This window comes from Microcoleus sp. N3A4, from assembly GCF_036701805.1.
Taxonomy (GTDB): domain Bacteria; phylum Cyanobacteriota; class Cyanobacteriia; order Cyanobacteriales; family Microcoleaceae; genus Microcoleus.
Genome location: NZ_JAUBRJ010000028.1, coordinates 73,754 through 89,620, shown reverse-complemented (window position 1 = coordinate 89,620; position 15,867 = coordinate 73,754). Strand labels below are relative to the sequence as shown.

The 15,867-nt window shown below is 46.1% G+C and carries 15 protein-coding genes; 6 read left to right on the top strand and 9 right to left on the bottom strand.

From position 1 onward, the window contains the following. Positions 1–104: 104 nt before the first annotated feature. Positions 105–398, top strand: a complete 294-nt coding sequence (locus tag QUA56_RS17780) for a hypothetical protein (RefSeq protein ID WP_333359876.1) — start codon at positions 105–107, stop codon at positions 396–398. Between the two features lie 29 nt (positions 399–427). Here QUA56_RS17780 and QUA56_RS17775 read toward each other — a convergent pair whose 3' ends face one another. The 3 genes from QUA56_RS17775 to QUA56_RS17765 form a co-directional block, all read right to left on the bottom strand. Next, a complete protein-coding gene (locus QUA56_RS17775; RefSeq protein ID WP_333359874.1) occupies positions 428–1,804 on the bottom strand; it encodes an RNA polymerase factor sigma-54 in 1,377 nt (458 codons plus the stop codon). Between the two features lie 243 nt (positions 1,805–2,047). Next, on the bottom strand, positions 2,048–3,367 hold the full coding sequence (locus QUA56_RS17770) for a sigma-54 dependent transcriptional regulator (protein WP_333359872.1): 1,320 nt from the start codon (positions 3,365–3,367) through the stop codon (positions 2,048–2,050). A 63-nt stretch (positions 3,368–3,430) separates the two neighbouring features. Next, positions 3,431–4,915, bottom strand: a complete 1,485-nt coding sequence (locus tag QUA56_RS17765; protein ID WP_333359870.1) for an ATP-binding protein — start codon at positions 4,913–4,915, stop codon at positions 3,431–3,433. A 76-nt stretch (positions 4,916–4,991) separates the two neighbouring features. On the opposite strand from QUA56_RS17765, the gene QUA56_RS17760 reads away from it, so the two are divergent. Further along, complete coding sequence (locus QUA56_RS17760; RefSeq protein ID WP_333359868.1) at positions 4,992–5,222, top strand: hypothetical protein; 231 nt, start codon at positions 4,992–4,994, stop codon at positions 5,220–5,222. On the opposite strand, the gene QUA56_RS17755 is transcribed toward QUA56_RS17760, so the two are convergent. Together QUA56_RS17755 and QUA56_RS17750 are read right to left on the bottom strand one after the other, a co-directional pair. Continuing rightward, positions 5,206–6,471 carry an MFS transporter gene (locus QUA56_RS17755; RefSeq protein ID WP_333359866.1) on the bottom strand — a complete coding sequence of 422 codons (1,266 nt, stop codon included), beginning with the start codon at positions 6,469–6,471 and terminating at the stop codon, positions 5,206–5,208. The genes QUA56_RS17760 and QUA56_RS17755 overlap by 17 nt on opposite strands. 273 nt (positions 6,472–6,744) lie before the next feature. Further along, positions 6,745–7,212 (bottom strand): hypothetical protein, encoded by a 468-nt coding sequence (locus QUA56_RS17750; protein ID WP_333359864.1) that lies wholly within the window; start codon positions 7,210–7,212, stop codon positions 6,745–6,747. A 365-nt stretch (positions 7,213–7,577) separates the two neighbouring features. Between QUA56_RS17750 and QUA56_RS17745 the strand changes: the two genes are divergently transcribed. The 4 genes from QUA56_RS17745 to QUA56_RS17730 all read left to right on the top strand — a co-directional run bounded on the left by QUA56_RS17745 (position 7,578) and on the right by QUA56_RS17730 (position 11,269). Further along, positions 7,578–8,549, top strand: coding sequence for a hypothetical protein (locus QUA56_RS17745; RefSeq protein WP_333359862.1), 972 nt, complete (start codon positions 7,578–7,580; stop codon positions 8,547–8,549). A 100-nt stretch (positions 8,550–8,649) separates the two neighbouring features. Next, the gene (locus QUA56_RS17740) at positions 8,650–9,939 is read left to right on the top strand and encodes an anion transporter (RefSeq protein WP_333359860.1); all 1,290 of its coding nucleotides are present in this window, start codon (positions 8,650–8,652) and stop codon (positions 9,937–9,939) included. Between the two features lie 226 nt (positions 9,940–10,165). After that, on the top strand, positions 10,166–10,627 hold the full coding sequence (locus tag QUA56_RS17735) for a cupin domain-containing protein (RefSeq protein ID WP_333359858.1): 462 nt from the start codon (positions 10,166–10,168) through the stop codon (positions 10,625–10,627). 6 nt (positions 10,628–10,633) lie between these two features. Next, positions 10,634–11,269, top strand: coding sequence for a class I SAM-dependent methyltransferase (locus tag QUA56_RS17730; protein WP_333359856.1), 636 nt, complete (start codon positions 10,634–10,636; stop codon positions 11,267–11,269). Between the two features lie 380 nt (positions 11,270–11,649). Here QUA56_RS17730 and QUA56_RS17725 read toward each other — a convergent pair whose 3' ends face one another. The 4 genes from QUA56_RS17725 to kdpC all read right to left on the bottom strand — a co-directional run bounded on the left by QUA56_RS17725 (position 11,650) and on the right by kdpC (position 15,866). Beyond that, positions 11,650–12,123 carry a hypothetical protein gene (locus QUA56_RS17725; protein ID WP_333359854.1) on the bottom strand — a complete coding sequence of 158 codons (474 nt, stop codon included), beginning with the start codon at positions 12,121–12,123 and terminating at the stop codon, positions 11,650–11,652. Between the two features lie 240 nt (positions 12,124–12,363). Then, the gene (locus tag QUA56_RS17720; RefSeq protein ID WP_333359852.1) at positions 12,364–13,632 is read right to left on the bottom strand and encodes a sodium:proton antiporter; all 1,269 of its coding nucleotides are present in this window, start codon (positions 13,630–13,632) and stop codon (positions 12,364–12,366) included. A 224-nt stretch (positions 13,633–13,856) separates the two neighbouring features. Then, positions 13,857–14,999, bottom strand: a complete 1,143-nt coding sequence (locus QUA56_RS17715) for a sensor histidine kinase KdpD (protein WP_333359850.1) — start codon at positions 14,997–14,999, stop codon at positions 13,857–13,859. Between the two features lie 237 nt (positions 15,000–15,236). Beyond that, the gene (kdpC, locus tag QUA56_RS17710) at positions 15,237–15,866 is read right to left on the bottom strand and encodes a K(+)-transporting ATPase subunit C (RefSeq protein ID WP_333359848.1); all 630 of its coding nucleotides are present in this window, start codon (positions 15,864–15,866) and stop codon (positions 15,237–15,239) included. Position 15,867 lies beyond the last annotated feature (1 nt).

Sequence of the window (15,867 nt, the reverse complement as noted above, 5' to 3'; positions counted from 1 at the left end):
TCTAAAATCCTCAAGCCCCCGAATTTATCCGTGGGGTCAATCTAAAATCTAAAATCTAAAATCTAAAATCGAATGACTCGGATTCTCAAGGGTTGAATTGCCGGATGGCTCAGCGATTTCGTTCGATCTCTGTAGACAATGGTAATGCGCCCGCTGAGTTGTTTGCAAGGAATAAACAGAATGTTTCGCAGTGGCCTGTGGTAACTACTTTTCGGCGGGGAGAACGCTTGGAAGCTGTGACGGGAAATAATGCCGATCGAATTGTAATTGCTGACACTCAGGGCAAACCTTGGCTGCCTATTTCCACAGGAAAGGGAAATTGTTTTGTACGGGCGAACAGCCGTTTTATTATTAAACCGATTCGGGAAAATCCTACTACCTTGAAACCTTTAGAATAAGGCAGAATAGAAACTGGAAAAAACTCACCTTACTTCTTGATTCCTGAAGCAGTCTCTCGGCGGTGGGATGATTCTAAACTCAGTAGTTGGCGATACTTAGTGACTGTTCTCCGAGCAATAGGCAGACCAAATCGTATCCCGAGCAATTGAGCTAACTGTTCATCAGTGTAAGGATTAGTCGGCGATTCTTCCTGAATCAATTGCACCAGCAGTTGCTGAACTTGTTGAGGCGTTCGTCCCCCTACTCGTACAGCAACGCAAAGAGATGCCAATGGTATTGTTTGATTTTGTCGATCGCAAATTAACAGATACCGTCCCCGGACAATCCGGCTCACTGTAGCGTTAGAAAGTCCCACCGTTTGAGCCACAAGTTGCTGAGGGGTTGGCACTAAATCTAATTTATTCCGACTGTTTAAAAAGGCTTGCTGGCGCTCGACTAAAAATTGACCGACTTTGAGAATATTTTCCTGCCATTGGTTCAAAGCTGCGAGTAAGTTCTGAGCTTTTTGCAATAATAGTTCCAGCCGTTGGGTATCTCTTGAACGTTTGTTTGATTTCGCTAACAGTTCAATGGCTTCGCCATTCAGACAAAAGCGCTGATTAACCTCATAGATTGGGGAAACTTGCCAGTCTCCTCCCGATTGACGTTCTGCTTTCAGATCCGGGGTGACAATCGGAACATTTGTATGACCAAAGTTTCTAGCCGGACGGGGTTCTAATTCCTGAATTAGACTTATGGCAGCGGTGAGTGTTTCAATGTTAGCGTCAGAATATTGGGGATTTTGATGCAGTTTTTGCAGCAATAATTCACGATTTCGCTTTGATTCTAAAGAACTACCACTACAATTTTCTAACGCTTCTAAATAGGATTGAACTAATAAAAAAGCTAGAGTTTGAGGCTGGTCTTTAAGTTGCAACAACAGACATTCTCGCAGCGATCGCGCTCCGATTCCAGGAGGGTCTAAACTTTGGAGAGCGGGCAGGGCAGCTTCTAGTTCTCTTGGACTCCAAACAGTACCCGCTGCCCAACTTTCTGCACTTCCTTCCAAATAGCCAGAGGGAGAGAGCCATTGAGTCAGATAAATCAGAGCATCGCTTCGTTTTTGCGGTAATGATAGAGCTGATATTTGTCCGTAAAGATGCTCCTGAAGACTCAATTCTTGGGCCGGAGGATGATACCAATCCGGTAAAACATCCTCTAACAAAGCTTCGCGTCCTCCCGACTGGGCAGATGAATCAGGAGTGTTGATTAAAAATGGATTGTGCTTCGCTTCTTCCCGGACATACTCCACCACCCGTTTGCGATCCATAGGCAACAAGCGTACTAATTGCCGCAGAGTTGGGTAGAAAACCGTTTGAGTCTCCAGGCGTGTTTCTTGTGAGGGTGCAGAAATTAGATAAGTCATGGGATTTTGTGGAGTCAGTCGATTTTAGATTTTAGATTTTAGATTTTAGATTTACTTCACAGATGAATCTGGGAGCTTGAACAGGAGCGTTGCCCGCTCGCCGGTCGTTGGGTCTAAAATTTGGGGCGGCTCACGACAGGAGTCGGGGGATTTTATCCGTTTTTGGGCGGGAGTCAGAGATTGAATTTGCGATCGCAAATTGTTCCGAAAAAGTGCTAATTACAACACAAATGAAATTGAGTGTCAAAGATTCCTTTGTTTCTTTTTCTGTTCAAAGCTTTGGGCATCCATTCCTAAAGCTTTGTGAGGTTCGTGGGGATAGAGATTTAGGGCGCGACGGATTAAGTTCGTCTCCAACTGTGCTACAGCTTGCTCCAAGTTTAAATCCGGCAGAGATTCTTGGTTGAAGACAAGATGCTCTGGTAAGATTGTTCTTCCCCCAGAAAAAACAGCCGCTCGCTCTAAGGTATTTTGTAACTCCCGCACGTTTCCAGGCCAAACATGACTCCTAAGTTTTTCCAGTGCTGACTCGGTAATTGCTAGACTTTTAATACCATTTCGCAAGGCAATGCAGCTTAAAAAATGTTGGGTAAGTTGATTTAAGTCTTCAAGGCGATCGCGTAAAGGTGGCAGTTCAATTCGCACCACATTAAAGCGGTAATAAAGGTCTTCTCGAAACTGATTCAGCCGCACCATCTTTTCTAAATTCCGATGCGTCGCCGCCAAAACCCGCACATCTACTGTTCTGGTTTGATTGCTTCCCAACCGCTCAAAGGATTTATCCTGCAACACCCGCAGCAATTTTCCTTGAATTGTCGGGCTGAGTTCTCCTACTTCATCCAGGAATATAGTGCCGCCATTCGCCTGTTCAAATCGACCAATTCTTAGGTTATTAGCTCCCGTGAACGCTCCTTTTTCGTGACCGAATAACTCTGCTTCTAACAGATGCTCTGGTAAAGCCGCGCAGTTAACTTTAACTAAGGGGCCTCGACTGCTGGAAGCAGTATGAAGGGTGGAAGCTACTAACTCTTTACCTGTGCCGGATTCTCCCACAATTAAAACAGTGGTGTTTCCTAGGGCGACTCTACCGATGAGTTTAAAGACTTGTGCCATTGCAGGCGATCGCCCTAATAGCTCTTCTGGTTGTGCGATCGCCTGAAGATTTGCTTCCCCAACTTGATAACCCGACGCGGTGTGATGAGCCAAAGCCTTCTGAACCAGATTGACTAAATCCTCCAAATCAAAGGGTTTAGTCAAGTAATCGTAGGCTCCCAACTGCATCGCTTCAATTGCCGTGCGGCTGGTTCCATAAGCCGTCATCACAATTACGGGCAATTCAAATAGAGTTTTCCCCAAAGCTTTGAGAACAGCACTACCCTGAGTCTTAGGCATTTTCAAATCTAGAAATACCAGGTCAGGACGAGAGGAAACATCGCCTTGAATTATCTTGAGTCCCTGCTCTCCGTCTCCCGCTTCTACGATCGAGTGACCTTCATCTTTTAAAATTTGCGCCATAGCCTGACGCATCGCTTTTTCATCATCAACAATTAGAATCTTTGCCATCTGTAGATTTTATAATTGGGATTGCGATCGAATGCCATTATCCTAGCCCCTACCGCCTAGTCTTTAATCTCTGCTCTTAGGTAGATAAACGCTAAAACGGGTGCAACCAGGTTCAGAATCCAGGCCGATATATCCGCCCTGACGAGTGATAATCTCGTGACTAATTGCCAGTCCTAAACCCGTCCCCTCCGGTTTTGTTGAATAGAAAGGGTCAAATATCCGCTCTCGGTCTTCTGGCGACAATCCGTGTCCTCGGTCTTCTACCCAGCTAACAAAATAGTCCTGCTGCTGTTCCACTCCCACCAATACTTGACCTCCCTCTGGACTGGCTTGGATGGCATTCAAGATTAAATTAACCATTACCTGTCCTAACTCCCGAGGACGCAACGGCACTAGGGGTAAGGTTTGAGTCGCAGCGCGATAGACCAGCGTCACTCCCTGTTCTTGGGCTCTCAGATGCAGTAGAGCAACAGATTCTTCAGCAACAATTTCTAGGGAAGCAGAAACCAGTTCTTCCTGTTGCTGATTTTGGTCAAAATATAACAGCCGCCTTACTAATTGCTCTAAACGGTCTATCTGTTCCAACAGGCTGCAAATTGGTAAAGTTGTTATCCCCTGCTTTTGGAGTTGCCGCTGGGTATACTGCAAATTGAGCCGCATACTTGCAAGGGGATTGCGAACTTCGTGGGCTACCCCCGCCACCAACTGCCCCAAAGATGCCAGACGTTCCACTCGGCGCAAGCGCTGTTCCAGCTCTTGACGGCGATCGTGCATGGTATTAATTGCCTCTCCCAGCAGTCCCATTTCCGCTCTCAAGGGTGGGATTTGTTCAGCTTTACCCTCTTCCATTGCCTTGATACTCTGTTGTAGTCGCTGTACCCCCCAGTGCAGTTGTAAGGCAATATAAAATGTCCAGGCTCCTACCACCAAGTTCATCAAAACCACAAGAATGCTTAAGACTTTTTGACGGGCATCCTTAGAACTGGGTAGAGGTGTGCGCTTCATTGTCCATACAGCACCCCACAGAGGCAAGGGCTCGGCGCGCAGCACCAGTAAATCGAGTCCCGGTTGCAGCACTAATTCTTGGGGCAATCCCCGGCTTGTGGCGCGGCGAGTCAATTCTAAAATCGTTTTTTCCTCAGCTTTGGGAATGTCTTTTTTGGGAGATGCCCCTCCGTGAGTTGGATAGGCATAGCCCAAAAGCCGATCTTTTTGCAGCAGGTAAAATCCCCCTTCCACTCGCGGGAAGGCAGCAAGCGCTTCTGTTGAAAGTTCCTGGAGTTGTTTGTCCCATTGCTTATTTGGCTTGTCTGATTGCCCCTGGTTAGATTCCCAAAACAGCTTAATCAATCGAGCATCAGCATTGGCTAATTCGGTTTGATTTCTTGCCATGACTGCACTGGAACGGCTTTGAAATAACTCGGCTACCAGCCACAGAGCCGCCCCACCTAAACTTAAAAACAGAATGGTGAGGATTGTTAGTTGCTGTCGGAGTGTCCAGCGGGGAGCGATCGCAGTGGGTTTCAAGGGAATCTCCAAATAGAGCAATTAGATTTAACGCTGGAACAACACATAGCGATAGTTTCAGAGGCCCCCGTATGATATCGTTTCCGGTTGCATCGGAATGATACCGAGGACACGGCAGTGCCGTGTCCCTACCCGGTTAATTGTAGGGACACGGCACTGCCGTGTCCTGAGTGTGGGTAATATTAATAATTCCGATGCTACCGGATTTGATATGAAGGGTGAGAAACTCGGTTTCTACGAAATTGTGCGGCGAGGAACGAGAAATCTCGCCAGAAACCGGGTTTCCACCCGGAGGCGCGCGATCGCCCAAATCATCGAGCTAGACTAGATTTGCGGTTCCCGAATGCCTTCTGTTCTTTAGTTTCGGGGACAAGAAACCAAAAAACGGCTAAGGCTAAAGTTGCGATCGCAGCTAACATTAGAAAGCTAGCATTGTACCCAGCGTTTTTCGCCACAAACCCAGCTAATAAATTACTCAGACTAGCACCAATGCCAATAGAGGTGGCAAGCATCCCTTGAGTGAGATTAAAGCGACCCGTTCCCTTGGTTAAATCAGCAACCATCAGGATGGAAAGCACCCCGAAAATACCGCCCGCGACTCCATCCAAGATTTGCACGGAAACTAGAAAATAGGGATTGTCCCAGAGGGTATAAAGTACGCCGCGAATCGGCAGTGCCAAAAAGCTAATCAGGAAAATACGCTTTCGACCAGCATCTGCTAAACGACCGGCCAGATTAGACGAGGGGATCATCACTAATTGGGCGATGATGATGCAGGCTGACATATAAACTGTGCCATCGACTCCTCTGCCCTGCCCGCCCCGATCGAGCAATTGACCGACTAAAGGCAACATAGCTGCATTGGCAAAGTGAAATAGAATTACGGCGATCGCAAAGAAGAGTACCCGGCGATCGCTCAATAGCTGTAATATGCCTTCAAGGTGATGTTCTTTTCGATCGTCTTCCTCATCATCTTCTGTCGCACCGCGCGCTAACTCATGGTCAATCTCTTTCTCGCGAATCCTCAGAACTGAGATAGCGCTGCCAATTGCCATCACTGCAACCAGGAATAAAATCCCTTGATGCGCCACAAACTGACCGATTAAACCAGCTAGAGTAGCAGCGAGTAAATTGCCTGCATGATTGAATGACTCATTGCGACCAACTCGCCGATCCAGTCGCTTATGCCCCACTAGCCCCAGGGTAATCGCGGCAATAGCGGGCGGGAAAACCGCTGCAGCACCGCCAATCAAAACCTGACAGGCAATTATTACTGGAAAAGTCGGCAACAGGGCGATGCCGATGCAGCCGATCGACACAAGTAGCGCAGCCACCACAATCAACAGCCGTTTCTGGCGCAACCTGTCAATTAGTGCGCCCGCTGGTGTTTGGGCAATAACGGTAGCAATTGACGAAGCGGCTGTCACAATGCCGATTTGGGCTGGGTTCCAGTGTTGTGAGGATGCCAGATAAATAGCCAGATATGGCCCAACACCATCCCGCACATCGGCTAGGAATACATTCAAGTAATCGAGGGCTCGCAGGCTCTTTTTGCTGGGTTGTCGCTTTTCTGACATGGGTTTTCCTGATGATATTGGCGTTGCTTTCTTTGAAAACAGAAATATTTGATTGGGGCGATCGATCTCGATCGCCCCCGTATCAAATCTGTTACAGCAGATTCCAGTGTTATGAAGTACACTCGCCTATCGATTAATCCTCGCAGGACACGGCACTGCCGTGTCCCTACCTCTGCTCGATATGTACTTCTATTACCTGGAATTTGCTGTAATAACTTTCCTTAGCGTCTGTCCTTTTTGGTTTGCAGTTCGCGGTTCATAGAAAGGGAGGAATCAAGAATCAACCGCGAACCGCGAACAACCCTTAGTTTGCCGGAGGAACCGGCACCGGAATTGGTGGCGGGCTGTAGCTTGGTTGGCCATCGGGCACCGGAATTGGCGGCGGGCTGTAGCTTGGTTGGCGATCGGGCGCAGGAATTGGCGGCGGGCTGTAGTTTGGTTGGCGATCGGGCGCAGGAATTGGCGGCGGGCTGTAGCTTGGTTGGCGATCGGGCGCAGGAATTGGCGGCGGGCTGTAGTTTGGCCCACTGCCTGCCGGTGGGTTGTAAGCTGGAGGTTGCCCGCCTGCGGGCCGGCGAGGGGGCGCGGGAGCATCAATCGATCGGCGATGACGACCTTTACCAGGGCCTTTGCCGAAAGCTGGTGGCCCACCGTAGATTGCTTGACGGTAACGGCCTGGCGGGCCGCACTCGGCTGGTCGCAGACTTCGCCGAGAATCGGGCCTGGGACACGGGGAACCATTATAGGGAGGCTCGTTAGAGATACTGGGGTTCGGATTGAGCTGTGCCAAGACTGGGAAACTGATTAGGGAACTAGCAGCAGCAACTCCTAACAGAACAGTCACTTTTTTGAGCAAGCTTGTGGGATTTAATGCTTTGATAGAGGCCTCCTGGTAATATGCGATGTGCTTCGTTTGCAGGTAGTAAGATTGCTAGTGCAAAAACCATGCCAAGTCGATCGCACAACTTTTCGTCATCACCGGGAAAGTAATCCGACTCAAAGCGTGCAAACATCGTGCCATTTGCTCGAACCGCTGGGAATACATTTGGCACGATGTTTGCACTACCAAGTTTTAGTTATCGCCTGAATTCCGTTCAGTCCGTGTTATGAACAAGTCAGAACCTCGCATTTCCCAAGAAATCGCTCCAGATGTTTTTGCTCTTGCTGCTGAGTTATATGCCAAAGAAAATCAGTGTTATTCCTTGTCAGAACTTATGCAGGCTGGGGCAGAGGTACAAATTCCACCGGAGTTGATTCAACAAGCTTTACAGCAGCTCAAAGCCAAGCAAATTCAAGCTGAAGAGCGCAAAAAAAAGCTAAAGCTAATCTTAACCAGTGGCATCGGCGGAGTCGCGCTTGCTTTTTGTGGTTTCGGGGTTTACAACACTCTTGCCAATAATTTCACTCTCGCCAAACGCCCCCCAGAAGCCAAGCTAGAGAAGGCTCAGATTCAGCCCAACCGCCAGATGGCATTTGAGCCCCTGCCCCCTCCCGAAGCCGGTGAAACCACTTTTACCGGACAAGTACAGCAGTATCTTCTCAATCCTGAAGGTAAGGTAGATGGAGTCTTGCTGAGTAATGGCTTGCAAGTGAAATTTGGGCCCCATATGGGAGACAGCTTAGTGGCGATGATTGCCCCTGGTGTTGGGGTGAGTGTTTCTGGGACTCCTGGCGTTTCCACTCGCTTCGGCCAAGAGGTGAAAGCCAAAAGCATTACTAATTCTCAAACCAACCAAACTTTAGTAAAGCAGCCTCCTGCCGTTCCCCCCCAGCCTCCCTTGCAAAGCAACTACAGTAACTTATCTGTAGAAGGAACTGCCCAGCAATGGTTGGTAGGACATCGGGGAGAGATTAATGGCGTTATCCTGTCTAGTGGCGCTCAAGTGAAGTTCCCGCCTCATGTCGGAATGCAGTTATTAAGTCTGGCTAAGGCGGGAGATAAAGTACAGGCTGAGGGTTTTGGAACTAGCAACAGTTACGGTCAGGTTTTACAAGCTACTGGCTTGAGGGTAGATGGACAATCTGTATCTTTTGACCCACCAAACCCCAATTTGCCTCCTGTGAATAATCTAAATTAGACAAATTTTCACTCAAGGAAAGACGGCTCTCAAAGTATAGCTAGACCTCCGGCACGAATCACTTGTTCGCGAGGTACATAGCTCTTGTAGGGACACGGCAGTGCCGTGTCCCTACGGCACGCGATCGGGATGTACTTCATTATTTAATCGTGGAGCAGCAGACAAAGTTCGATTTTTTGTTAAACTTGCTAAATTTTGCATCATGAGTTTTTTCAGATTCATCGTAATTGGACTAACATACATCGGCTTAGGTTTAGGCTATCTGCCAGGTTTACGGATGAATCGAGCCAGTATTGCCATAGTTGGGTCATCATTACTGATGGCGTTGGGAGTTTTAGACCTTAAAGAAGCTTGGAGTGCGATCGACTATAAAACGCTGATTTTTCTGTTCGGTATGATGGTGATTAGCGCTAACCTGGCTGGCTCCGGTTTTTTTCAATTAGCGATTGATACAGTGATGCGCTTTACCCGGAGTCCATTCAGTTTACTAATTGTTTTAACATTTGGAAGCGGGATACTATCAGCTTTTTTTCTCAACGATACCGTTGCCCTAATTCTTACTCCTTTAATTTTAGGTTTAACCCAAGCTCTTACCCTGAATCCTATTCCCTACTTACTTGCCTTAGCCGGAGCAACTAATCTGGGTTCGGTTGCTACCTTGAGCGGCAATCCTCAAAATATTTTGATCGGCTCATTTTCGGGTATTAGCTATCTAGACTTTGCCAAAGCCTTGACTCCGATTGCATTGGTAAGTCTGCTAATACAGATCGGGCTGCTGTGGTGGCTCTATCCTGAAGTTCGCTCTACCAAGCCTTGTTTAATAGCAACTCCTTTGCGCTACCGTGTTTTCCAACCTTTATTAACTAAAAGTCTCTTAATAACTGGAGGATTATTAGTAGCATTTTTAATCGGTGTACCGCCGTCTGAAGCTACTTTAGTAGCGGCAGGTTTACTGTTCATCACCAGACGAGTCAAACCCGATCGCATTTTGAAAAAAATAGACTGGGATTTGTTAGTGATGTTTTCTGGATTGTTTGTTGTTACTCAAGGGGTAGAGAAGTTAGGAATATTAGATTTGTTTAAAGGATTAGTTGGCAATCCTTTGAGCATATTGGGGGTGACGGCTTTGCTTTCAAATTTAGTTTCAAATGTTCCGGCAGTGCTGCTATTGCAACATTTACTTCCTCACCCAGACACCAAAACTTGGTTGTTACTAGCCTCTGTTTCTACCTTGGCTGGCAATCTCACTCTGCTGGGTTCCGTTGCTAATTTAATTGTTGCCGAGGCTGTTGCTAAACTCGGCTATCAGTTGTCATTTTGGGAACATTTACGATTTGGTCTACCGCTGACTGTTTTAACATTGGCTGTTGCCTATTTCTGGATTTACTGAGCGAGTATTAAATCTTCTCAAAAAACTTAGTATAGCGAGCGCATTCTATTAAAAACAATCCCGGACGCAGAACCGCCATTATGTCGGGTGTACGGCTGCACCTTACCGCTATAAGTAGTGCGTCAAACATTTTTGGGCATGAGTTATGAAAAGTTAAATTCGCAAAAACTACCTGGTAAAAAATTAAACAAGTGTTAAACTTAGAGACGTAATTTTGGTAGTCATTATGATTGTCAATCCTGAAAATGTGCCGGAACGTACAGGATCTAATTATCCCCAAGAATTTAAATCTGTGGTTGCGGGAAGAGTTAAAAAACGCTTGGGAGATGCCGCCGGATTGCAGAATTTTGGAGTAAATTTGGTGAGACTTGCGCCGGGAAGTTGTTCTGCTCTCAGGCACTGGCATACTCGTCAAGATGAGTTAATCTATGTTCTGGAAGGGGAAGTTACTTTGATTGCAAATTCGGGGGAGCAAGTCCTAAAACCGGGTATGGCGGCGGGTTTTCCGGCGGGTGATGCTGACGGGCATCATTTGGTTAACCGATCGAATTCAGATGTTGTTTATCTGGAAATGGGCGATCGCACTCCGGGAGATAGTGCCGAATATCCCGATGACGATCTAATTGCGAAAGCTAGCGATAATGGTTGGATTTTTACTCGCAAAAATGGCGAGCTTTATGAGAGTTGAAAATTTATGAGTCAAGTGAATCTTTGGACTTCTGCGGAACACGCTTTGTGGTATCTTGCTAAGGCTGATGGCATCCCCCACCGCACAGAAGGTGAAGCGGTTTTGTTGGAGGAAGTGCCGAAAAATGTTAAGCGAATTCTGGATGTGGGCACGGGAGACGGGCGGTTGTTGGGTCTGCTTAAGTGCGATCGACCAAATGTTGAATGTGTGGCGATCGACTTTTCGCCGACAATGCTGGAAAAAGCCAGAATTCGCTTTGCTGATGACCAAAATGTCACGGTAATCGAGCACAATTTGGATGACTCGCTACCGGATTTGGGAAAGTTTGATGCGGTTGTTTCTAGTTTTGCGATTCATCACGTAATGGACGATCGCAAACGTTCGCTTTACGCTGAGATTTTCGAGCTTTTGGAACCCGGAGGCATTTTTTGCAATTTGGAACACGTAGCGTCTGCAACTCCGGCTTTGCATGAGAGATTTCGAGAGGCGCTGGGTATTAGCGATTCCCCAGACGATCCGTCTAATAAATTGCTCGATATGGAAACGCAACTGCGCTGGTTTAGAGAACTTGGTTTTACCGATGCAGACTGTTATTGGAAGTGGCGGGAACTCGCTTTATTAGTTGGGGTGAAACCTGTTTAGCTGCGGGTAAGGACTGCATTGTCGTGTCCTTTTAAAATTGGAAATAGTCACAATTAGTAAGGTGCGTCAGATTTTTAAACCCTCAATAATCGTTCTAGAAATTCACCGGACGCACCCTACAGCTTGATTTGAGTATGCCAGTTGCCTAAGTCCTGAATATAAGAGGTTGCTGTCGTAGTAGTAGTCGATCGCGAACTGTTCTGATTATTTAAAAATAACCAACAGAGTATTGAGGAGAGAACAGGCGAACTCTTCACCCAAACGATACATAAAGCAACCATTTTTTGGAGTAGCAAGCAAATTGAACCTCCAATTTACACTTTTAGTTAGTTGGGATGGCAGATATTGTCCGGTCGCTCGCACATTGGGCTATTACCCAGTTAGAGGGCTGTTTTAAGAGTTATCAACCAAACGACCGAATTAACAGCAAACAAAAAGGTATAAAAAATATAGATTGATGGAGCGCAGATAGCTCGACCTAAAGAAGGCATTTTAATTGTTTTTAATGAACCGAGCGGGTGAACAAGACCTTCCGGAATTGAGCGAGTATCAAAACTTTTATCTAAGGCGCTTTCATTATTTAAGAATTGGGTAATTGCATGGACTCTTTGTATGTAATAAAATTGCACCTTCCAGTAGGTAGCTTCTAAAAACCAGAAACCAAAAATTATAACGTATCCTAGGGGAACCAACGCATCTATTTTGCTTGTAAAAACCCAACCAATCAACGCTACCCAAATGGTAATTGCCGTAGTTTTTAATTGCATCATAATTGTTGTGAAGTTAGCTATTTTTTTCTCTAGTTCCTCTGCTCCTTTTTGCAGCATTGCTAGCTGAAATTCAAATCTATCCATGTTTGATTCCGGGAACGTTTATATTAAAGTTATCGAAAAAATTATCATCTTCTTTTCTTTCGGTGTCGTTAGAGAGCTTCGCTTGACGCACCCTACAAGTCGATTTTAGATTATACAGTAAGGTGCGTCAGCTCCCGAAATTCCCGATCGCCGTTAGAGAACTTCGCCTGACGCACCCTACAAGTCGATTGTTGCGTGACAGTTGCGTCCAGGACTATTAAAGTCACGCACCTTACTCAATTAAATTAAATCTGGTACCCCAGGTTTTACTCGGCGCTCGTACCAGTTCATTAACGGCGTAGAGCTAATGCCGTGCAAAATCACAGACATCACGATGGTTGTAAAGGTAATCCAGGCAATTATTTCGGCATTTTCGCCTTTCAAACCTTTACCAAAAGCATAGGTAAGATAATAGATAGAACCGACGCCACGAATGCCAAACCAACCGTACAGCCAGCGGCTGGCGGGATGCAAAGGACTGCCGACCGTACTGATCCAAGCTCCCACAGGCCGGATCAAAAAGATTAACAATCCAGCTACTAAGAGGGAGTAGCCTCCAAATGCGAACATAGGTTCTAGGCGCAGGAGCGAACCTAATAGTAAAATAGTTCCTACTTCCATTAACTTTTCAATGCGCTCGATAAAGTGCATTTGGGAAAGCGATTTTTCTGGGTTTATGTAACTCCGCTGCACGACAATTCCTGCTACAAAGACTGCGAGAAATCCGTAGCCGTTGACTACTTCGGTGAGGGAATATGTGAGCAGAATTGTGCTGAGAGCAATGAAATCTTCCATTAATTGATCGGCGGGTCGATAGCGTTGGAGTTGGCGATCGATCCAAGTGACGGCTTTAGCTACTAAAATGCCCATAACGATACCTGCTGCGATCGCCCAAATCAAATCAACTGCTACCCACTGCGAAAACCAGTTCGGCCAGTTGTTATCTTTTAGTGCATGAATGCCGAAATAAACAAAGGGAAAAGCTAAAGCATCGTTCAAACCGCCTTCCGATGTTAAACCAAAGCGCAATTCATCGCGATCGTCTATATGTGCTAACTGAACTTCTGAGGCTAAAACTGGATCGGTGGGAGCGAGAATTGCTCCCAATAAAATCGCAGCCCCCCAATCTAATTTCACAAACCAATGACCGACTGCGGCCACCGCAAAAATAGAAATTGGCATTAAAAAACCGATCAACCGCGCTGTGGAATTCCAAGCCCAAAATTGTAGCGGGCGATTCATTTTTAAGCCGCAACTGAACAGAGAAATAATAACTACAAATTCTGTGAGTTTTTGTAAAAATTGAGCTTCGGGACGCAAGTCAATCAGCTTGACGCCGTAGGGCCCCAATCCGATACCGACAATGAGATAAATTAAGGCATAAGATATCGGCAATCGCGAAATCCATCCCGAACCCAAGGTAACGGTCAGCAGGAGGATGCCAATAACTAGCAAGTTGAAAATGTAATCATCCACCATAGCGATCGCACTTTTAATCGGGTTTACCAAGTGCGATTTTGACAGGTAAAAGCTTCGAGCGCCTCCGCCATCAGCTAGAGTCTCTTATCCTCCAAAAGTTATATCTATTTATTATCTGTTATGTGTTATTTGTTACAAATGACTAATGACTCATGACTGATGACTAACAACTCACAACTAACAACTCACAACTAACAGCTAACAACTAATAACTAATAACTAATAACTAATAACTAATAACTAATAACTAACAACTAATGACTTTTTTCGGTAGCGATGATATGCAAATCTACGTGTTTGAGCGATCGCACTAACTGTTGAGTCAAAGAACCCCGCAGTAGCAATTTCCAGCGGGATTGCTGGCTTTCGCCAATCACAATTTGAGTAATGCGATACTGTTTCGCTACATCGGAAATTGCTTTTGCTATATTGGGACTCTGCACCCGCAGAAATTGCCCGTTAAATTCTTGACAAAGCTTCTGGCAAGTTTCAACGTGCAAGCTTTCGGCTTTTGTTAAAAATCGATCGGGATTATCGACAAAAAGAGCGTAAAATGGGGCATTCATGTAGCTAGAAATTCTCCCACCCCGCCGCAGCAGTTGCAAGGAATTCGGATAAGTCGAGAGGCATACTAATACTCGTTCGTGAATGTTGCAATGTTGACCTTTTAAAGTTGCTGCATCATCTTCAACACTGTCTGCGACTTCTCGCAGGGCGAGTTCTCGCAACGCAATTAAATGACGGCGCTGGAAAAAGTTTTTTAAAGATTGTTCGATTTTTTCAGGAGCGTAGATTTTGCCTTCCAGCAACCTTTCTTCTAAAGTTTCCGGCGTGACATCGACAACGAGTATTTCGTCAGCATTTTCGAGGACGCGATCTGGCACTCGCTCTCGCACTACAACTCCGGTAATTCGAGCTACTAAATCGTTGAGACTTTCTATGTGCTGAATGTTTAGCGTGGAGAAAACATCAATCCCAGCATTCAGAATTTCTTCGACATCTTGATATCGCTTTTCTAGGAGAGAACCGGGAATGTTGGTATGAGCTAGTTCGTCTATTAATGCTAATTGGGGGCGGCGTGCTATGACAGCTTCTGTATCCATTTCTGTTAGAGTTTTTAGGCCTCGCTGCATTTGTTTTCGCGGCACTATTTCCAGTCCTTCGCCTTTAACTGCTGTCTCTTTCCGCCCGTGAGTTTCTAATAAACCGACGACGACATCAATGCCTTCAGATTTGAGTCGATGCCCTTCTTCCAGCATTCGGAAAGTTTTGCCGACACCGGGGGCCATGCCGATAAATATTTTGTGCTTTCCCCGGCGGGGCGTGCGATCGTAAGTGCGGTTCGGTTGGGCGTAAACCGCGTCTGGATTGTTGGTAAGTTCGCTAGAGTGAATCATAGCTCAGTAGTGAGTTGTCAGTAGTGAGTTGTCAGTTGGCGGTTGTCAGTTGGTAGTTGGCGGTTGTCAGTTGGTAGTTGTCAGTTGGCGGTTGTCAGTTGGTAGTTGGAGGTTGTCAGTTGGTAGTTGGCGGTTGCTACAAATAACAAGTAACAAATAACAAGTAACAAATAACAAGTAACAAATGACTAATGACTAATGACTACTGACTACTGACTAATGACTACTGACTGTAAACTATTGTAAACGATCGAGAGCCAAATTCAGTTGGAGGACGTTAACTCCCGGTTCGCCGAAAATGCCGAGAAATCTGCCCTCTGTATTTTTAGCTACCAACATTTCTACTTGATTGAGATTGAGCGATCGCACCGTTGCTATCCGCTGAATTTGCGATCGAGCTGCCTCAACGCTAATGTGCGGATCGAGGCTAGAACCAGAAGTGTAGACTAAATCAGCAGTCGGTTTGATACCAGCTTTGTTGAGGCGGTCTAATTCAACTTGCACGCCCTGAAAACCATCTTTTTCATTACCTCGCTTCAGCAAATCCGAGTTACTGGGAGCCAGGTTGCTAGCTCCCGAAACACCTGTTCTTTGACTTAAGTTATCTGCCTTTGTCGGGTCGTAATCTGCTGTCGCAAAGCTGCTGTAATTTGTGGTGCTGGGGCGGCTCAAAAAATATTTATCCGAGCTGAAGGGTTGACCGATTAACGAGGAACCGACTACAACTCCCTGCTTAGTAATTAAGCTGCCGTTTGCCTGCGAATTGAAAGCAACTTGACCGATTACTAGCATTACCAACGGGTAAATAATGGCTGTAAGGCCCCACAAAACTAGCGTAACGCGAATTGCTCTGATTATTTCTCTCATA